Here is an 18,013-nt window from a genome sequence, read left to right as displayed (position 1 = left end):
ATGAATGCATGTAAAAGAATTGTTTGACTTAACAGGTAAAGTGGCAATTGTGACAGGTGGCGGTCGAGGTCTAGGAGAGCAAATTGCAAAAGGATTCGCTGAAGCAGGTGCAAATGTTGTTTTGTGTTCTAGAAATGAAAATGCATGTAAAGAAGTAAGTGAAGAATTAAAAAGCATTGGGGTTGAATCGTTAGCTTTAAAATGTGATGTAACAAATCCTGAAGACGTTCAAAATGTAGTGAAACAAACAAAAGAAAAATTTGGCCGAATTGATATATTAGTCAATAATAGTGGAGCTTCATGGGGTGCACCTGCTGAAGATATGCCGTTAGAGGCCTGGCATAAGGTATTAAATGTAAATGTGACTGGAACATTTATTATGTCTCAAGCAGTTGGGAAAGTAATGCTTGAACAAAATGAGGGGAAAATCATCAATATTGCATCTGTTGCAGGATTGCAAGGTACAAATCCAAAATATTTAGATGCAGTGGGCTATAGTGCAAGTAAAGGAGCAGTTGTTAATTTAACAAGAGATTTGGCAGTCAAATGGGGCTCGCGTGGTGTTCATGTAAATGCAATCGCACCAGGTTTTTTTCCAACTAAGATGTCAAAAGATGTGATAGCACATGGTGGTGAGGAAATCTTGGAGGGAACACCTCTTAGAAAGTTCGGTTCTGAAAATGACTTAAAAGGCGCAGCGCTATTTTTAGCTGCACCAGCTTCAGACTTTGTTACAGGAGCGATTTTAGTAGTAGACGGTGGTTCTTCAGTTATGTAAATTGTTGAGATTTCTTGTTATAAAAAAGGAGTTTAATGATGGCGAAAATTCATTTATTAATGAAAAAAGAAGAAATTGATCAACAAAAATTAAATGGAAATAAAACAGTTATTATTTTCGATATTTTACTTGCAACCTCTACAATCACTGCAGCCTTGGAATTTGGTGCAAAAGAAGTAATTCCTGTCCTAGATGGAAAAGAAGCAATGGAAATCGCAGAGGGAATAAAACATAATGATAAAATTCTAATTGGAGAATATAATGGTACAACTTTAGAAGGCTTTTTATCACCTAATCCATTAGCGCTAAGAAATGTAGTAAATGGTAAAACAATCATTTTATCAACCACAAATGGAACGATTGCACTAAAAAAAGCTAAGACTGCGAAAAAAGTATATGCTGCTTCGATTTTGAATAGTCAATCAGTTGTTAATCATATTCATCAAACAAGTGATCATGAAACGATTGTTTTAGTTTGTGCAGGCTCATTTGGCCATTTTAATTTGGAAGACTTTTATGGAGCGGGTTACTTTATTGATTGCTTATTAAGTTCATCTAATCATTTTGAAATGACGGATGCTTCTTTAGCTGCATTACATTTTTATAGAGGTTCCAAAGAAAACGAGATTGATATTTTAGCAGAATCTAGAGTTGGGAAAATGATGCTGGAGTATGGATACGAGGAAGAACTAAATTTTGTTAACCAAAAAAGTATTTTCACCGTTGTTCCGATGTTAGAAAGTGGAAAAAGGATTGTGGATGTGAGACATTCCGAGAAGACTGCTTTTAAATAAGATACTAACGTAGAATATAAGTAATGAAAAATAACTACATACCGACTAGTTAGTATGAAAGGAATGAGGAAATGGATTTTTTATTTTCATCTAAAGTACAAGAGCTTCAAGGCAGATTGAAAACATTCATGGAACTATATGTATACCCAAATGAGAACTTATATGAAGAGCAATTAAATCAACAAGAAACAAGATGGAGTGATGTTCCTCCGATTATTGAAGAATTAAAAGCGAAGGCTAAACAAGAAGGGCTTTGGAACTTATTTCTGCCAGAAAGTAAATACGGGGCAGGATTAACAAATTTAGAATATGCACCTTTATGTGAAATTATGGGGCGCTCATTAATTGGTCCTGAAATATTTAACTGTAGTGCACCAGATACAGGAAATATGGAGGTGTTAGATAAATATGGGACAGAAGAACAAAAAGAAGAATGGCTAACACCTTTACTATCAGGCGAGATTCGTTCCTGTTTTTCAATGACTGAGCCTGATGTTGCTTCCTCTGATGCTACGAATATTGAAGCGAGCATTGAAAAGGATGGTGATTACTACAATTTAAATGCGAGAAAGTGGTGGTCATCAGGTGCAGGTGATCCGCGTTGTAAGATTGCAATTTTAATGGGAAAAACGAATCCAGAGGCAAATCGACATGAACAGCAGTCTATGATTCTTGTTCCCTTAAATACACCAGGAGTAAAGATTGAAAGAATGCTACCAGTCTTCGGGTATGATCATGCACCACATGGACATGCAGAAATTACCTTTACGAATGTAAAAGTACCGAAGAGTAATATAATTTTGGGTGAAGGAAAAGGTTTTGCCATTGCACAAGGGCGATTAGGTCCTGGTCGAATTCATCATTGTATGAGATTAATTGGTGCAGCGGAACGAGCACTTGAAGACTTATGTAAGCGTGTACAAAGTCGAGTTGCTTTTGGAAAACCAATTGCAAATCAAGGGGTAATTCAAGAGTGGATTGCTAACTCTAGAATTGAAATTGAGCAAGCTAGATTACTAACCTTAAAGGCTGCATATATGATGGACACAGTTGGTAATAAAGCCGCTAAGGCGGAAATTGCGATGATTAAAGTAGTAGCTCCTTCAATGGCTCTTAATGTGATTGATCGTGCGATACAAGCTTTTGGCGCAGCAGGTGTATCAAATGACTTTACACTAGCAGCACAATGGGCAAATGCAAGAACATTACGTTTAGCTGATGGACCAGATGAAGTACACCGTGCACAGCTTGCTAAACTTGAACTACGAAAATATCAAACATCTAATCAATTTGTATCGATTGAAAAATAAAAATGATAGGTGGTGAATCATGAGATTAAAGGATAAGGTATCAATCATAACTGGTGGTGGAGGAGGAATCGGTCGCTCTACAGCTATCAGGTTTGCAAAGGAAGGCTCAAAGGTTGTCATTGCAGATCGAAATGAAATAACTGGTGTAGAGACTGCACGACTCATTCAAGAGCAAAATGGAAATGCCATTTTTATTCATACTGATGTTAGTGATAAAAATAGCGTACAAAACTTAATAAGTGCAACTGTAGAGCAATATGGTGGACTTGATATTTTGTTTAATAATGCAGGTGTTGGTAACTCTGAGGTTCGGAGTGTAGATTTAGAAGAAGACGAATGGGATTCAGTAATCGATATCAATTTAAAAAGTGTATTTTTAGGAATTAAATATGCTGTGCCTGAGTTAATCAAATCAGGAAAGGGTGTCATTATTAACACTTCTAGTTTACTAGGTTTAAAAGGTAGAAAACTAGTCAGTGCGTATAATGCATCTAAAGGTGGGGTTGTTTTATTAACACAAAATGCAGCTTTAGAATATGGAAAATATCAAATTAGAGTAAATGCTATAGCCCCAGGTGTAATTGATACAAATATTATCGAAATGTGGAAAAAAGATGAACGAAAATGGCCGATTATTTCTAAAGCCAATGCACTTGGAAGAGTTGGGAATCCCGAAGAAGTTGCAGCTGCCGCGTTATTTTTAGCATCTGATGAAGCCTCTTTTATAACAGGTGTTACACTTCCTGTTGATGGTGGGGGATTAATATTTTAAGGTTTACATATTTCATGTAATGAATAGATTTTTATAACATTGGAGGGTATAAAATGAATTCGAATAAAATATGGTATTCCCACTATCCACAGCATATTGCACCAGAAATCACAATACCGGACAAAACAATTCCACAAATCTTACAAGATACTGTTTCAAAATATCCTAATCATACCAGTATTACTTTTTATCATAAGAAAATGTCATTTCATGAAGTTCAAAACGCCGTTACGGCATTTGCTTCATCATTGCAGCAAAACCGTATCCAAAAAGGCGATCGTGTAGCCATTATGTTGCCGAATTGTCCTCAATATGTCATTGCTTTCTATGGTATTTTATCGACAGGTGCAATCGTAACTCAGGTAAATCCTATGAGTGTCGCACGAGAACTAAAAGCTCTGCTGAATGATTCTGAATCTGAAGCAATCATAGTATTAGGAAGTCTTTATCCTCTAGTAAAGGCAATTTTACCAGAAACAAAGCTCCGAAAGGTTATTGTCGTCAATTTAACCCCAACAGAAGAAAGTTTTGATGATCATACAACATTTGAAAACTTTTTAACTGAAGGAAACGGAATCGTTTTACCTGTTTCGATAGACTCAAGTGAAGACATCGCAGTTCTTCAATATACAGGTGGGACGACAGGGAGATCCAAAGGGGTAATGCTTACTCACCGCAATTTATTAGCAAATGTGATGCAATCGCAAGAATTTTTTAAAGGTAGTATTGAGATTGCAAAGGAGCGTAGTTTATCCATTATTCCATTTTTCCATGTTTATGGTATGAACATTAGTATGAATCTCTCAATTCTAATGGCAAATGAAATGATCATCCTACCACGCTTTGACATTATGGAGGTTCTAACAACAATTAAAAATGAACAACCAACGCTATTTCCTGGTGTACCTACAATGTATGTTGCAATTATTAACCATCCAGATGCAGAAAAATATGGAATTGACTGTATTAAAGTTTGCAATAGTGGAAGTGCACCAATGCCCGTAGAATTAATTAATCAATTTGAAAAGAAAACCGGCGCAAAAATACTAGAAGGTTATGGACTATCAGAAGCATCACCAACTACACATTGTAATCCTGCATTCGCAGAACGTAAACCAGGTACAGTTGGATTTGGACTACCTTCGACTGATTATAAAATTGTAGATTTAGCAACAGGTACGATTGAAGTCCCAGTTGGTGAAATTGGAGAATTAATTGTTAAAGGTCCACAGGTCATGAAAGGATATTGGAATATGCCTGAGGAGACAGCTCATACGTTAAAAGATGGGTGGTTATTTACTGGCGATATTTCACGAGTTGATGATGAAGGGTATCTATCCATTGTAGACCGTAAAAAAGACATGATTATCGCAAGTGGATATAATATTTATCCACGTGAAATTGAAGAAATCCTATATGAACATCCGAGTGTTCAAGAAGCAGTAGTCATAGGTGTACCAGATACGTATAGAGGTGAAACAGTAAAAGCTGTTTTAGTATTAAAAGCAGGAGCAAATACATCTGAGGATGAGATTTTACAATATTGCCAAAGTAATCTTTCATCTTATAAAGTACCAAGAGTGATTGAATTTCGTGATCAATTACCAAAAACAAATGTTGGAAAAATATTAAGAAGAGCATTAAGGGAAACGGAAAATTCTAAAACAGTATAATGTTAGAATTTGTACAATGTTAAAAGTATAGAACATTCTGTTTTTTTAACTTTCACCAGAATAGATTATGGTATAATTCAAGTGATATTTTTTTAGATTGTGAGGATTTCCAATGAAAGAGAAAATTACAGAACACTCAATACAATTATTTGATAAAAAAGGATTTACAGTCACTTCCATTCAGGATATCGTCGAATCTATTGGCGTAACGAAAGGCACTTTCTATTATTACTTTTCAAGTAAAGAGGAGCTTTTGATGGAAATTCACCTTCGTTATATTAATGACCTATTAACGAAACAAATGAACATACTTGATGATCATGACAAAAGCTTTAAAGAAAAACTGTTTAGTATTATTCATTTATCAATACTTGATATCAAAAAACAAGGCGCAAGTGCAAAAGTATTTTTCAGAGAAATGCGACATTTAAGTCCTGAAAGCTTGGATAAAATTAATCCAAAGAGGGATCAATATCGATTTAATATTGAAAACTTGTTAAATGAAGGAATTGCAAATGGGGAATTAAGAGAAAGTTTAAATGTACCAATTGTTACCTTTGGGATTTTAGGAATAACAAATTGGAGCTATCAATGGTTTAATCCTGAAGGGGCAATCGACGATCATCAATTAGCAGAAATTTTTACTGAAATGGTTTTTAAAGGTATTGAAGTTTAGTAGTAGGAGAGGTCATCTCTCCTACCTTTTTCAAACATTTAACATACCGACTAGTTAGTATTTCCTTTTGAATCATAGACTAATAAAAAAGTAGGGGTAAAATGGAAAAATTAACAATCACGACTAGATTTTGTGAAACAGATGCGCTTGGTCATATAAACAATACGAGCTACTTCATTTATTTGGAAGAAGCGCGGATTAAATTTTTTCAACAACTTGGTTATGGAATGAATCTACAGGACTGGAATTTCATATTGGCTTCAACGAAATGTGATTTCATAAGTCAAGGTTACTTTAATCAAAAACTAGTAATCTCTACATATATCTCAAAAATAGGTAATAAAAGTTTTCAGCTTGAGCATGACATTTCTTGTGAAGAAACGAATGTATTAATTGCAAAAGCAAATGCAATCATCGTGTACTTTAATTTTCAGGAACAAAGAAGTGAAAATATACCAGACTTATTTCGATCTCAATTAGAAAATCATTTAGAAAATTAATGATAAAAATAGATTCAGTAGGAGGAGTATGATGGCTGAGAGAGTAGAGTCCGAAACGATACAGATTCGTAAAGGGGAGGAACTAAATCTACCAGTTTTACAGGAATTCTTACATCAACATATAAATGAATTGCCAAATGAGCAGCTAAGTGTAAGGCAGTTTTCGGCAGGTCATTCTAATCTTACCTATTTACTGAAAGTCGGAGAATGGGAAGCAGTTCTTAGACGTCCACCTCTTGGTCCCGTTGCACCAAAAGCTCATGATATGAGCAGGGAATTTCGAATTTTATCAGAGGTTCATCCGCATTATTCTATCGCTCCTAAACCTATTCTATATTCAGAAAACGAAACAATTGTTGGTAGTCCATTTTTTATAATGGAAAGAAAAAAAGGTGAAGTTTTTGATACCGTATTTCCTGACCATTTAAACGTATCAAAAGAAGATTGCAGAAAAATTTCCAATGTAATGGTTGATAAACTTGTTGAGCTACATTCAATTGATTTTCAAAAAACAAATTTATTAGAAATTAGTAAACCGACTAATTTTATGGAACGACAGGTTCAAGGTTGGATCACTAGGTATAACAGAGCAAAAACAAGTGATATTTTAGAAGTCGAACAACTGATGAAGTGGCTTGATCAACATGTTCCACATCAACACGACGCGGCAATCATCCATTATGATTACAAGTTAAATAATTCAATGTTTAATCAGGATTTAACAGAAATGGTCGGTTTATTTGATTGGGAAATGACAACGATTGGTGATCCACTAGCAGATTTAGGTGTTGCGATGAGTTACTGGATACAAAATGATGATCCAGATTTGTTGAAATATGGACTTGGTAAGCCTCCAGTTACTATAAATGATGGTTTTATGACAAGAGCCGAATTCATAGAAGCTTACTCAATGAAAAGTGGAAGAAGTGTTTCCAATATAAATTTTTATCTTGCATTTGCGTATTTTAAACTAGCTGTGATTGTCCAGCAAATTTATTATCGATTTAAAATGGGGCAAACAAATGATCAACGTTTTGCAAAGTTTGAACAGTTTGCTGAGTCCCTAATCACGTTAGGGCATCAAGTAACGTTCCCTAATCACAATAAACGATAAGGAGAAATGATTAAATGAATGAGTCTTTATTAATTGAAATAAAAGAGCGTATCTTATTTTTAACGTTAAACAGACCTGAATCGTTAAATTCTTTTAATCTAGAGATGTTAACAGGAATCACAAATTCTATTTTAGAAGCCGAGAATAATCCTGAAATTAAAGTAATCGTTATTTCTGGAGCTGGTCGTTCATTTTGCGCAGGTGGCGATGTGAAAACAATGGGAAATACGAATACCACTGCTGTGTATGAACATATTGGCGTACTAAATAAATGTATTAAAGCAATCAAAGAGTCAAATAAGCCAGTTATAGCTTCAATTCACGGTTTTGCAGCTGGAGCGGGTTTTAATTTAGCACTTGCTTGTGATCTGATTATTGCCTCTGACGATAGTAAATTTGCTTTAAGCTTCTCACAAGTCGGCCTTATTTCAGACGGAGGCGGCTCATACTTTTTACCCCGATTAATTGGACCTCATTTGGCAAAGCAATTTTTCTTTAGTGGAGAAGCAGTTTCTGCAGAAAGAATGGCTCAATTAGGAGTAGTTAATTTTTTAGTTTCCGCAAAAGAATTAAAAGAAGAAACAGTTAAATATGCTCATAAATTATCAGTTGGTCCCGGTAAAGCATTTGGCATGATGAAAAAACTAATCGACCAATCTTTTACTTCGAATTTAGATGAGATACTTGAAAAGGAACGAATGATTCAAACTCTAATGATAACAACAGAAGATCATCACGAAGGAGTTCTTGCATTTAAAGAAAAACGTAAGCCTGTCTTTACAGGAAGATAACATATTGGAGGGGTTAAAATGAAAGCGATTCAATTTAAACAATTCGGAGGTCCTGATGTATTAGAAAGAGTTGAATTAGAAAGACCAGTCCCAAAAGGTAGAGAAGTGTTAATCGAAGTTCATGCATCTGCTGTCAATTATGCTGATACAGCTAGAAGAGAAGGACAGTATGTTGTCAAAACAAATTTGCCATATGTTCCGGGTGCAGAAGTAGCTGGTTTTGTTGTAGAAGTAGGCGAAAATGTAACAAAAGTAAAACCTGGTGACCGAGTTGTGACAATTATGGAATCTGGTGGATATGCAGAGTATGCAATTTCAGATGAGAGATCAATTATTCCTATTCCTGCTGAATTGGACTTTAAAATAGCAGCAGCTTTACCAGTTCAAGGGTTAAGTGCGTACCATATTTTAAAAACAATGGGGATGCTAGAGCCCGGTGAATCTGTGCTAATTCACGCTGCTGCCGGTGGAGTAGGGACTTTAGCAGTTCAGCTGGCGAAATTATTTGGTGCTGGAAAAGTGATTGCAACTGCTAGTACGAGTGAGAAATTACAACTCGCGAAAGAAATGGGCGCTGATGTACTCATCAACTATACTGAAGATGGTTGGGAAGAAAAAGTGCTTGAAGCGACAAATGGAAAAGGTGTAGATGTTGCACTTGAGATGGCTGGTGGCGATGTGTTTTATAAGACTTTAAAATGTCTAGCATACTTTGGAAGACTTGTTATTTACGGTGTTGCAAGTGGACAACAAAGTAAGTTTTATCCTTCTTCATTGATGGCTAAAAATCAGTCGGTGATTGGTTTTTTCTTACCACCACTTATGAGAAGAGTAGAATTAATAAATCATAGTTTAAATGAATTATTTACGTATTTGGCAGAAGGAAAAATTCGAGTAACAATTGGAGAAGTTTTCCCATTAAGCGAAGCAGCGAATGTACACACACTAATGCAAGCAAGGAAAACAGTAGGAAAAGTTATTTTAGAGCCTAAAAAATAATTAGCGTTTGAAAATGATAAAAGGATAAACAGAAAAACAAATGGAACGGGGGAAATTGACAATGCATTTACGTTTAACAGATGAACAAAGAATGATTCAAAAAACGATACGCAAATTTGTTGAAAAAGAATTAATTCCTCTAGAGAATGAAGTATTACGTAATGAAAGAGAAGGGCGACCAAGTTTATCTCCCGAAGTTATAAAAGACCTTCAATTAAAAGCAAAGGAAGCAGGATTTTGGGGAATTAATACACCAGAAGAGTATGGTGGAGCGGACTTGGGTCAAATGATGTTAGCGATCGTCTATATGGAAATTTCAAAAACATTTGTACCGTTTACATTTGGAGGCTTTGCAGATAATATCCTATTTTATGCGAATGAAGAACAGAAGAAAAAGTACTTAATACCAACTATTAATGGTGATAAGAAATCATGTTTTGCGATGACAGAGCCAAATGCTGGTTCTGATACGCAAAATATTAAGATGACTGCAATAAAAGATGGTTCTGAATATATTTTAAATGGAGAAAAAACGTTTATTACAGGAGGAAATGAAGCTGATTTTGTAATGGTAATTGCTATTACAGATAAAGAAAAACATCATGCCTCTGGAGGACGAAGTGGTGTAACGTGTTTTATTGTAGACCGTGAAATGGGTTGGAAATCTGAATACATTCATACGATGGGCGAATGGGGACCTGCTGGATTAGTTTTTGACAATGTGCGTGTACCTGAGGAAAACATTTTGGGCGAATTAAATGGAGGTTACAATCTAGGGCTTGAATGGATTGGCTTTGCGAGATGGATTGTTGGGGCAAGGGCAGTTGGTGCAGCTGAGCGTTTGTTGCAAATGGCAATTGATTACTCAAAGGAAAGAGAAACATTTGGAAAACCAATTGCTGAACGTCAAGCAATTCAATGGCAAATTGCAGATTCAGCTGTAGAAATTGAAGCTGCAAGATGGCTAGTATTAAATGCAGCATTTACTTTAGATCAAGGTGAAGATAATCGCCATTTAGCATCCATTGCTAAACTATATGGCTCAAATATGGGGAATAAGGTTGTAGACCGAGTCCTTCAAATTCATGGGGGAATTGGTTACACGAGAGAATTACCAATTGAAAGATGGTACCGTGAGGCTAGATTATGGAGAATTTATGATGGAACGGATGAAATTCAACGATTAATCATCTCTAGAAATCTATTAAAAGGGCACGTGAAGGTAGGTCAATTTGTTTAATAAATGATGGAGGGATAATGTATGGCTGGAAGATTTAAAGGGAAGGTTGCGTTTGTTACTGGTGGAAGTCGTGGTATAGGCAAAGCGATTGTAGAATTATTTGCAAACGAAGGGGCAAAAGTAGCAATCATTGATGTGAATGTTGAAGCGTTAAAACAAACTGCTGAAGATTTAAAACAGTTTGAGATTTATACGAAGAAAGCAAATGTTGTAGACGGAAGTGAAGTTCAAACTGCGATGAAGGAAGTCTATGATACTTTTGGATCAATAGATATCGTTGTTAATAATGCTGGCGTGATTCGAGATAACTTATTATTTAAAATGACAGATTCAGATTGGGATACGGTAATGGATGTTCATTTGAAAGGTTCTTTTAATGTTGTTCGTGCTGCTCAGGAATACATGGTAAAACAAAAGTATGGTCGTATCATCAATATTTCATCTACTTCAGCACTTGGCAATCGAGGTCAAGCAAATTACGCAACAGCAAAAGCTGGGCTACAAGGGCTTACAAAAACACTAGCAATCGAGCTAGGTAAATTTGGAATTACAACAAATGCAGTTGCGCCTGGATTGATTGAAACGGAGATGACAAGAGAAACAGCTAGTCGCATTGGAATTACATATGAACAATTAATTGAAGCTAGTTTAAGTCAAATTCCAGCTGGTAGAGGCGGGAAGCCTGAAGACATTGCAAACGCAGTCGCATTTTTTGCCGATGAAAAATCTTCTTACGTAAATGGTCAGGTACTTTATGTGGCAGGTGGGCCAAAAGCGTAAATACTATTGAAAGAGGTGAAAGTGATGTTCAAAGCTTTTATTGGAAAACGCTCAAAAGCTGTAGAAAATACCGTTGAACGAGGAGCGGTCAAAAGGTTTGCAGAAGCGATTGGAGATTTACATCCAATCTATGTGGATCTAGAATATGGAAAAAAATCTAGATATAAACAAAATATAGCTCCACCTACTTTTCCGAGAGTATTTGACTATGGAATCATTGAAGATTTCCATTTACCCAATGTTGGATTAATCCATGGAGAACAGTCATTTCATTATGAACGACCGTTATTTGTTGGCGAAAAAATTACTTGCTATACCAAAATTAAGGATTATTACGAAAAAAAAGGAAATCATGGCTTTATGGGATTTTTAGTCGTTTCAGATATCGGGGAAGATGAAAAAGGGCAAGTCATATTTCAATCTAATGCAGTAGTCATCATTACTGAAGAAGTAAGGAAGGTGCTTTCAGTATGACAATCTTAACCGAACTAAAGCCGGGTGACTCACTCAAATCAGTTAATTTAGAGCCAGTTTCAAGAATGGATCTAATCAAATATGCTGGTGCCTCTGGTGATTTTAATCCGATCCATACAATTGATGAAGAAGCTAAAAAAGCAGGTCTTCCTGGAATCATTGCTCATGGAATGTGGACAATGGGAAATTTATCAAAACTTTTCTCAGATTATATAGAAAATGGATTCATTGAAGATTATACCATCAGGTTTAAAAACATGGTGTTTATTGATGACAGCATTACACTAAATGCTTTTTTAAAAGAGAACGACGGAGAAAGGATGCACTTTTCTGTATACGCTACAAACCAAAAAAATCAAAAGGTGATAGAAGGAAAGATCATATTTAAACAATATTAATACATTTAAGAAATTGTCTTATGTTGGAAATAATCAATCTATATTGGAGATGCCACCAAGGCATCTTTTTTTCACTTTTATATAAAGTTTAACTGTAAAAGACATAACTATTTTGTTAAATAGTTGCTCTGTTTCATGACGTTGGATATGATTAGGATAAGAAATTAGTGATGTCCTTTAAATTATAAAAAATGGCTTTATGGAGTAGGGTATTAATTATTATGTTAGGAGTGAATGAAATGGAAGTTTTTGCTGAGTTTTTAGAAAAAATTGATAACCCGTTGCATCGGGAACGAACGGAAGAAGTTTTGAATTGGGTGATTAATAAATTTCCAAATTTAATGCCTAAAATTGCATGGAATCAACCAATGTTTACCGATCATGGTACATATATTATAGGGTTTAGCATATCGAAACAACACTTAGCTGTTGCCCCTGAAACGGTAGGAATCAATCGCTTTTCTGATGAAATTGTACAAGCTGGCTATGATCACACAAAACAATTGGTACGTATTCCATGGGGAAGTGAAGTTGATTACAAATTGATTGAGAACATGATCGAGTTTAATATTCTAGACAAGACAGAATGTTCAACTTTTTGGAGGAAATAAAACATTAGAATCTTAAAGTTGAAAAAACGTAAATAAAAAACCTCTCTAAATTCCACTTAGTTTAGGAATTACATGAGAGGTTTTTTTATATTGTGCTCTTTGTAAAATATTTCCGAGTTTCTTCACGAATTTCCTTAGGTAAGACATTCTCTAGTTCATTGTTTAACCATGAAAGTGTTTTACCACGTAAGTATTCATGCATTTTTTCTTCTGCAGAGAGCATAACTAAATTAATAGTACATGAGGTACCTGGTGTACAGCCTTTTTCTCTATATAAATATCCATTATCCTTAATGTTTTTACATTGAAATATAGGCTTTGGTCCTTCAATTGCTTCAATTACATCCCAAAATGAAATGTCATCAGGAGATTTTGAAAGTTTAAAACCACCCTTTACTCCAGGTACTGAACTGACAATTCCAGCCTTAGCTAATTTACTAAAAATTTTTGAGAGATATGTATCTGAAACACCTTGAAATGATGATAAATCTTTTATTCCAATCGGAGAATCATCAGGATTATCTATTAAATAAACTAGGCAGTGAAGTGCATATTCAACACCAACGCTATACTGCATTAAGACACCTTCTTTTTTAAATCAGATTATATTCATTAATCTTAAATATGTTTTATTTCTTTGTCAAACAACTGATATTGAAGTTTACCGGTTAAAAGATTCATGTTGACATAATCTTATATATGACATAATATAGATATTGTTAATCGGCGATTGATATTATCGCTAATGAAACTTCAATCAGTTTTCATATCAATTAATAACAAAATAAAATTCTTGGGGGTCATTTAATTGGAAAAACGAGTTGATTATTATAATCTTGCGCCAGAAGCAATAAATATTATGATGGAAATGGAAAAGTATACAAAAACCTCAGGCATCGACCGTAAACTTCGAGAACTAGTAAAAATACGTGCATCACAAATAAATGGTTGTGCATATTGCATTAACATGCATACAACTGAAGCAAGAAAAATGGGAGAAACAGAGCAACGTTTATTTTGTATAAGTGCTTGGCATGATTGTACTTTCTACACAGATTCAGAAAAAGTAGCCCTAGAGTTAACAGAACATGTCACATTGATCCCAAATAAAGGAGTGCCTGAAGCATTATATGATCGTATTCGAAACCACTTTAGTGAAAAAGAATATGTAAATCTTGTCGTATTAATAAACCAAATTAATAGCTGGAATAGAATCTCGATTGCGATGGGAAATAAAGCAACAGCTGAATAATCCTGAATCACATCTAAGTCTATTGAGTTACCTAAGCGTAGACCAAAAAGCATCCATATTTATTTCTGGATGCTTTTTTATTTATTCAAAATCAATAGTGGAAAATTGCTTTTTGAACAAATGAAACCGGTATAAAATATTTATCTTTTAAATGAACTGTCCGTTGTGTTCTCTTCAATAAAAGGAATTGAATTTTACAAGTGGAATATATAAATGAATGACGATTATAGCTTTATTGAGGTGGATAAAATGAAAAAATGGATTTTATTACTATGCGGCACTTTATTAGTGTTTTTATCTATTTGGACTATTTATTATGCATATACTCCAAAAGTCGGGCCTATTGGTAATGGCCTTAATTATAAATTAATTTGGTTTCAATCTAGTATTCAATTTGTATCAGGTATCAGTTCTTTATTTTTAGCTTTTAATTTGAGGGGAAAATAAAAGTTTTATGGGATGGACTTTGAAATTAGAAAACTCCTTGAATATTTTTTAATTTTCCAGATTGAAGGTATATACAAAAAAGGAACATATTCTAAATCGGAATATGTTCCTTTTTTAATAACCGTTATGCTACCAAACTGTAAATATAACGAGTTCAGAATTACTAAATTGAAATCATTTACGAACTTAAGTTTTGATTAATAATAGTTACAGCCTTTGAATTAAATATCATTAATTGAAAGAATTAAAGATTTAATTTCGTCTGTTTCTGTACTTTCAAAAGGAATAAATATCGGTTTTGCAGGAATGTGAAACTCTACATGTGAATGGGAGAGTTCAAAAAGTAATGTACCAATTTTATTTTCCAGTTTATTCTTAATCACAATCCAAAAAATACGTTTTTCATGATTAGGTCTGCCCCATTTTGCTTTTTCAATGGAATGACGAAAATTTAAACAGCCTGCTATGACAAAATCATCTTCTTTTGATTCCTCTGCTGATTGAAATCCGCATTTTACAAGATCTTTCCAAATAGGAGGTAAAAGCTTATCTAAATACATTCCATAAGTCGCATCTTCAAATTCAGGAAAAAGTGTTTCTAATTCTTCTCGATTTTCATCAAGAATATTTTCCCATTGTTTATTTACATAATTTGATAATACTTCTCCTACCTCAAAAATTGTCATAGTCTCATTAAAAAATCCATTTGTCATATGAAGACCTCCAAATATTTTATTTTACAAGTCCATCTTACAACAATAAAGCGAATGCTAAAGTTTAAATAAATTAATACTGATATAATAGACTTCTAAAATAAAAACTTTATAATGTAGTAAAATATTAAACAATAATGGAGTAATTATGAAAAAAAATATTAGACCTATAGATCTTGCTAAAAAATTAAGAATTAGTACTAGTACTTTAAGAAATTATGAAGCAAAAGGCCTCATACCTCCTACTGAAAGAACAGATACAGGTTATCGGATTTACACTGAGGAACATATTGCATATTTTGAATGTATTTTAGCAATGTCTCCAGGCTTTGGTATGGAAACAACGACTGAGGTGCTAAAAAAAATTCAATTAAATGATTTAGAATCTGCGCTATGGCTGATTAATTATGAACAGGTAAAAACTCATCATGATAAAACTACTTTACAAAAAGCAATTAGATTATATGAAAAGTCAGTTGATAGCAATGGAATGTTAGAAGAATTTAAAACGACTCAGATAATCTCTATAGATACTAAAATATCCACGTCTACAATAAGATTTTGGGAAAAAGAAGGATATATTTATTCGATAAGAGATCCAAATAACAATTATCGATTATTCAATTCATTTCAATTGTTTAAAATTTACTTAATGAAAATAACTCAAAATGCAGTATACTCGAACGAGCTTATTAATATTAAAAATATAATTAAACAATTAAATGAAAGAGACTCTCATAAGGCTAAATTAGCAATAAATGAAATAAAAAACATGTTGAGTAAACGCAATCAGGATCAATTACGCGGACAAAATTATCTATATAAATTATGTAAAATAAAAAGTCTTTATTAATGTGAGTCGACCAGTCAGCTCCATAGAGTAGATGAAACTAACTCATGCATTAGTTGAGCAAGATCAATGGTCGCTAACAAAATTATCATTATTAAGACAGTAAAAAAATATCACAAGAGCATATCAAAATATGAAAGAAATAGAAGTGAAATTACCATCCAAAATGTATCAATGAAACAAATCTAGATAGGACTTTCTTCTTTTCTGTAGAATTTGTCTACAATAGAGGTGAATAAAGATGAAAAAAGGTTGGATTCTTATTATTAGTTTGATCTGCTGCCTGTCCGCTTGTTCCACTAATTCGGATGAACATGTATTTAGTCAGAAAATGTTTCAATCCTTTGTTAATTCTACTCATAATTCCATTCCAGATACGATACAAGATGGAGAGATTCAGGTATCGATAAATCTTGACGGACAATATTATCCATCTGGAACCGAAGCTATTACTCTTTCTATCGTTAATAATGGAGATCCATTAGTTTACGGAACAACGTATTTAATCGAACAGTTCGATGAAAAATCACAATCATGGAAAGAGGTCAAATTCCGAAAAGATGTCGGATTTGAACAAATTGGGTTGACGATAAACCAATCTGTTCAAAAAGATGAAAAGATAACAATTGGTTCATCAATGTTATCAAAACCGCTTGATCCTGGGTTTTACAGGGTGATAAAGTCATTTTCAACAAATGAAGATAAAACTATAAAACTATCCGCTATTTTTCAACTTCTTTAAATTGTTTAGGACACTTTATGATAAAACAACTTTGTTTTAACTTTTACCGCACTTATCTAAAGTGGATACTCTAGAATATATCGGATAAATGAAGTTAGAATTTACATTATTAAATGAAATTTCTAATTCAACTAAAGCATGAGTTAATTGCAGATCTAAGCAGCTGATTGGCTGCTTTTTTATTTATGTATTTGTTAGGATAGTCCATTAAGGAATTCTATGGTTTATAGTAATGATTATTATTCTATTGTAAGTTTTTTGTTGTAAATACAACAAAAATAAGATAAATTAAAGATAAGGATTTTTAATGTAAATGTATTAAAGGAGTGAAAAAATTTTTATGACAATAAATATAAAAAAATGTAACATCGTTGATTCACGTATACTTCAAGAGATTAGTTATGAAACATTTAATGAGACATTTAAGAATCAAAATTCAACTGAAAATATGAATGCCTACTTAGAGAAAGCATTTAACATAAACCAAGTTGAAAAAGAGTTGTCTAATATTTCATCACAATTCTTTTTAATTTCTCTTAATAATGAAGTCACTGGATATTTAAAGGTCAATACGAATGATGCCCAATCAGAAGAAATGGGTGATGAATCCCTTGAAATTGAAAGGATTTATATTAAGAAGGAATATCAAAAGCATGGGCTTGGTAAATATTTGTTAAATAAAGCAATACAAATTGCCGAGGAACTAAATAAAAGTAAAATCTGGTTAGGCGTATGGGAAAAGAATGAAAAGGCAATCGCTTTTTATAAAAAAATGGGATTTGTTCAAACTGGAGCCCACTCTTTCTTTATGGGCGATGAAGAACAAGTAGACTTTATCATGACAAAAAAACTGGAAAAACCAGTTTAAATGGACTAGATTCGCCATATCGTTTATAGGATCGGATGGGAATGAATTGTTAAGTTTTCAAAACTCTTAAATAATGAGAGTTTGCCAAAAGGGAACGCACAACTTGACAATTAAAGAACTTGAAAATCATATGTTTGTTCAAAAAACTGTTTTTGCAGTTTTTTCTTTTTCAGGTAAATAGAAAATTAGAAATGAGTTTAGTGTCTTACTTGAATTCAACTGTAATAAAAA

22 protein-coding genes are annotated in these 18,013 nt (G+C 33.6%); 20 read left to right on the top strand and 2 right to left on the bottom strand.

The genetic code is table 11. The features are described from left to right. Nucleotides 1-4 precede the first annotated feature (4 nt). From ACX6U0_RS02825 to ACX6U0_RS02755, 15 genes are all read left to right on the top strand, one after another. Nucleotides 5-778: an SDR family oxidoreductase gene (locus ACX6U0_RS02825; protein ID WP_464958492.1), complete on the top strand. Its 774-nt coding sequence runs from the start codon at nt 5-7 to the stop codon at nt 776-778. A 38-nt stretch (nt 779-816) separates the two neighbouring features. After that, nucleotides 817-1,572 (top strand): 2-phosphosulfolactate phosphatase, encoded by a 756-nt coding sequence (locus ACX6U0_RS02820; RefSeq protein ID WP_464958491.1) that lies wholly within the window; start codon nt 817-819, stop codon nt 1,570-1,572. 71 nt (nt 1,573-1,643) lie between these two features. Continuing rightward, entirely contained in the window at nt 1,644-2,882 is a 1,239-nt protein-coding gene (locus ACX6U0_RS02815; protein WP_464958490.1) for an acyl-CoA dehydrogenase, read from the top strand. A gap of 19 nt (nt 2,883-2,901) precedes the next feature. Further along, nucleotides 2,902-3,654, top strand: coding sequence for an SDR family NAD(P)-dependent oxidoreductase (locus ACX6U0_RS02810; protein WP_464958489.1), 753 nt, complete (start codon nt 2,902-2,904; stop codon nt 3,652-3,654). A gap of 53 nt (nt 3,655-3,707) precedes the next feature. Beyond that, complete coding sequence (locus tag ACX6U0_RS02805; protein ID WP_464958488.1) at nt 3,708-5,327, top strand: long-chain-fatty-acid--CoA ligase; 1,620 nt, start codon at nt 3,708-3,710, stop codon at nt 5,325-5,327. 112 nt (nt 5,328-5,439) lie between these two features. Further along, on the top strand, nt 5,440-6,003 hold the full coding sequence (locus ACX6U0_RS02800; protein WP_464958487.1) for a TetR/AcrR family transcriptional regulator: 564 nt from the start codon (nt 5,440-5,442) through the stop codon (nt 6,001-6,003). A 101-nt stretch (nt 6,004-6,104) separates the two neighbouring features. Then, on the top strand, nt 6,105-6,503 hold the full coding sequence (locus tag ACX6U0_RS02795) for an acyl-CoA thioesterase (protein WP_464958486.1): 399 nt from the start codon (nt 6,105-6,107) through the stop codon (nt 6,501-6,503). A gap of 31 nt (nt 6,504-6,534) precedes the next feature. Beyond that, nucleotides 6,535-7,617, top strand: a complete 1,083-nt coding sequence (locus ACX6U0_RS02790) for a phosphotransferase family protein (protein ID WP_464958485.1) — start codon at nt 6,535-6,537, stop codon at nt 7,615-7,617. A gap of 14 nt (nt 7,618-7,631) precedes the next feature. Next, on the top strand, nt 7,632-8,408 hold the full coding sequence (locus ACX6U0_RS02785) for an enoyl-CoA hydratase/isomerase family protein (protein WP_464958484.1): 777 nt from the start codon (nt 7,632-7,634) through the stop codon (nt 8,406-8,408). An 18-nt stretch (nt 8,409-8,426) separates the two neighbouring features. Beyond that, a complete protein-coding gene (locus ACX6U0_RS02780) occupies nt 8,427-9,407 on the top strand; it encodes a quinone oxidoreductase family protein (RefSeq protein WP_464958483.1) in 981 nt (326 codons plus the stop codon). Between the two features lie 61 nt (nt 9,408-9,468). Then, nucleotides 9,469-10,647, top strand: a complete 1,179-nt coding sequence (locus ACX6U0_RS02775; RefSeq protein WP_464958482.1) for an acyl-CoA dehydrogenase family protein — start codon at nt 9,469-9,471, stop codon at nt 10,645-10,647. A gap of 21 nt (nt 10,648-10,668) precedes the next feature. Beyond that, on the top strand, nt 10,669-11,427 hold the full coding sequence (gene fabG, locus ACX6U0_RS02770; protein ID WP_464958481.1) for a 3-oxoacyl-ACP reductase FabG: 759 nt from the start codon (nt 10,669-10,671) through the stop codon (nt 11,425-11,427). A 24-nt stretch (nt 11,428-11,451) separates the two neighbouring features. Beyond that, on the top strand, nt 11,452-11,901 hold the full coding sequence (locus ACX6U0_RS02765) for a MaoC family dehydratase N-terminal domain-containing protein (RefSeq protein ID WP_464958480.1): 450 nt from the start codon (nt 11,452-11,454) through the stop codon (nt 11,899-11,901). Continuing rightward, nucleotides 11,898-12,299 carry a MaoC/PaaZ C-terminal domain-containing protein gene (locus tag ACX6U0_RS02760; RefSeq protein WP_464958479.1) on the top strand — a complete coding sequence of 134 codons (402 nt, stop codon included), beginning with the start codon at nt 11,898-11,900 and terminating at the stop codon, nt 12,297-12,299. The genes ACX6U0_RS02765 and ACX6U0_RS02760 overlap by 4 nt, the downstream gene beginning before the upstream one ends. A gap of 239 nt (nt 12,300-12,538) precedes the next feature. Further along, nucleotides 12,539-12,910: an iron chaperone gene (locus ACX6U0_RS02755; protein ID WP_464958478.1), complete on the top strand. Its 372-nt coding sequence runs from the start codon at nt 12,539-12,541 to the stop codon at nt 12,908-12,910. Between the two features lie 85 nt (nt 12,911-12,995). On the opposite strand, the gene ACX6U0_RS02750 is transcribed toward ACX6U0_RS02755, so the two are convergent. Then, on the bottom strand, nt 12,996-13,487 hold the full coding sequence (locus tag ACX6U0_RS02750) for an RrF2 family transcriptional regulator (RefSeq protein WP_464958477.1): 492 nt from the start codon (nt 13,485-13,487) through the stop codon (nt 12,996-12,998). A gap of 231 nt (nt 13,488-13,718) precedes the next feature. Here ACX6U0_RS02750 and ACX6U0_RS02745 point away from each other — a divergent pair, with 231 nt between their 5' ends. After that, entirely contained in the window at nt 13,719-14,162 is a 444-nt protein-coding gene (locus ACX6U0_RS02745; RefSeq protein ID WP_464958476.1) for a carboxymuconolactone decarboxylase family protein, read from the top strand. A 249-nt stretch (nt 14,163-14,411) separates the two neighbouring features. Then, nucleotides 14,412-14,609: a hypothetical protein gene (locus ACX6U0_RS02740; RefSeq protein WP_464958475.1), complete on the top strand. Its 198-nt coding sequence runs from the start codon at nt 14,412-14,414 to the stop codon at nt 14,607-14,609. A 221-nt stretch (nt 14,610-14,830) separates the two neighbouring features. On the opposite strand, the gene ACX6U0_RS02735 is transcribed toward ACX6U0_RS02740, so the two are convergent. After that, on the bottom strand, nt 14,831-15,322 hold the full coding sequence (locus ACX6U0_RS02735; protein ID WP_464958474.1) for a DUF6022 family protein: 492 nt from the start codon (nt 15,320-15,322) through the stop codon (nt 14,831-14,833). Between the two features lie 148 nt (nt 15,323-15,470). Here ACX6U0_RS02735 and ACX6U0_RS02730 point away from each other — a divergent pair, with 148 nt between their 5' ends. The 3 genes from ACX6U0_RS02730 to paiA all read left to right on the top strand — a co-directional run bounded on the left by ACX6U0_RS02730 (nt 15,471) and on the right by paiA (nt 17,782). Then, entirely contained in the window at nt 15,471-16,175 is a 705-nt protein-coding gene (locus tag ACX6U0_RS02730; RefSeq protein WP_464958473.1) for a MerR family DNA-binding transcriptional regulator, read from the top strand. 328 nt (nt 16,176-16,503) lie between these two features. After that, the gene (locus tag ACX6U0_RS02725; RefSeq protein ID WP_464958472.1) at nt 16,504-16,914 is read left to right on the top strand and encodes an immunoglobulin-like domain-containing protein; all 411 of its coding nucleotides are present in this window, start codon (nt 16,504-16,506) and stop codon (nt 16,912-16,914) included. 340 nt (nt 16,915-17,254) lie between these two features. Beyond that, nucleotides 17,255-17,782, top strand: a complete 528-nt coding sequence (gene paiA, locus ACX6U0_RS02720) for a spermidine/spermine N(1)-acetyltransferase (RefSeq protein ID WP_464958471.1) — start codon at nt 17,255-17,257, stop codon at nt 17,780-17,782. Nucleotides 17,783-18,013: the final 231 nt, after the last annotated feature.

It is taken from the genome of Gottfriedia sp. ABJ_BB2_2, assembly GCF_055484705.1.
This window is presented reverse-complemented; position numbering and strand designations above follow the sequence as displayed.

What these genes read in the sequence shown, in the direction of transcription:
- ACX6U0_RS02825 (WP_464958492.1), top strand. Translation starts at nt 5, where the DNA reads ATGCATGTAAAAGAATTGTTTGACTTAACAGGTAAAGTGGCAATTGTG.
- ACX6U0_RS02820 (WP_464958491.1), top strand. Translation starts at nt 817, where the DNA reads ATGGCGAAAATTCATTTATTAATGAAAAAAGAAGAAATTGATCAACAA.
- ACX6U0_RS02815 (WP_464958490.1), top strand. Translation starts at nt 1,644, where the DNA reads ATGGATTTTTTATTTTCATCTAAAGTACAAGAGCTTCAAGGCAGATTG.
- ACX6U0_RS02810 (WP_464958489.1), top strand. Translation starts at nt 2,902, where the DNA reads ATGAGATTAAAGGATAAGGTATCAATCATAACTGGTGGTGGAGGAGGA.
- ACX6U0_RS02805 (WP_464958488.1), top strand. Translation starts at nt 3,708, where the DNA reads ATGAATTCGAATAAAATATGGTATTCCCACTATCCACAGCATATTGCA.
- ACX6U0_RS02800 (WP_464958487.1), top strand. Translation starts at nt 5,440, where the DNA reads ATGAAAGAGAAAATTACAGAACACTCAATACAATTATTTGATAAAAAA.
- ACX6U0_RS02795 (WP_464958486.1), top strand. Translation starts at nt 6,105, where the DNA reads ATGGAAAAATTAACAATCACGACTAGATTTTGTGAAACAGATGCGCTT.
- ACX6U0_RS02790 (WP_464958485.1), top strand. Translation starts at nt 6,535, where the DNA reads ATGGCTGAGAGAGTAGAGTCCGAAACGATACAGATTCGTAAAGGGGAG.
- ACX6U0_RS02785 (WP_464958484.1), top strand. Translation starts at nt 7,632, where the DNA reads ATGAATGAGTCTTTATTAATTGAAATAAAAGAGCGTATCTTATTTTTA.
- ACX6U0_RS02780 (WP_464958483.1), top strand. Translation starts at nt 8,427, where the DNA reads ATGAAAGCGATTCAATTTAAACAATTCGGAGGTCCTGATGTATTAGAA.
- ACX6U0_RS02775 (WP_464958482.1), top strand. Translation starts at nt 9,469, where the DNA reads ATGCATTTACGTTTAACAGATGAACAAAGAATGATTCAAAAAACGATA.
- fabG (WP_464958481.1), top strand. Translation starts at nt 10,669, where the DNA reads ATGGCTGGAAGATTTAAAGGGAAGGTTGCGTTTGTTACTGGTGGAAGT.
- ACX6U0_RS02765 (WP_464958480.1), top strand. Translation starts at nt 11,452, where the DNA reads ATGTTCAAAGCTTTTATTGGAAAACGCTCAAAAGCTGTAGAAAATACC.
- ACX6U0_RS02760 (WP_464958479.1), top strand. Translation starts at nt 11,898, where the DNA reads ATGACAATCTTAACCGAACTAAAGCCGGGTGACTCACTCAAATCAGTT.
- ACX6U0_RS02755 (WP_464958478.1), top strand. Translation starts at nt 12,539, where the DNA reads ATGGAAGTTTTTGCTGAGTTTTTAGAAAAAATTGATAACCCGTTGCAT.
- ACX6U0_RS02750 (WP_464958477.1), bottom strand. Translation starts at nt 13,487, where the DNA reads ATGCAGTATAGCGTTGGTGTTGAATATGCACTTCACTGCCTAGTTTAT.
- ACX6U0_RS02740 (WP_464958475.1), top strand. Translation starts at nt 14,412, where the DNA reads ATGAAAAAATGGATTTTATTACTATGCGGCACTTTATTAGTGTTTTTA.
- ACX6U0_RS02735 (WP_464958474.1), bottom strand. Translation starts at nt 15,322, where the DNA reads ATGACAAATGGATTTTTTAATGAGACTATGACAATTTTTGAGGTAGGA.
- ACX6U0_RS02730 (WP_464958473.1), top strand. Translation starts at nt 15,471, where the DNA reads ATGAAAAAAAATATTAGACCTATAGATCTTGCTAAAAAATTAAGAATT.
- ACX6U0_RS02725 (WP_464958472.1), top strand. Translation starts at nt 16,504, where the DNA reads ATGTTTCAATCCTTTGTTAATTCTACTCATAATTCCATTCCAGATACG.
- paiA (WP_464958471.1), top strand. Translation starts at nt 17,255, where the DNA reads ATGACAATAAATATAAAAAAATGTAACATCGTTGATTCACGTATACTT.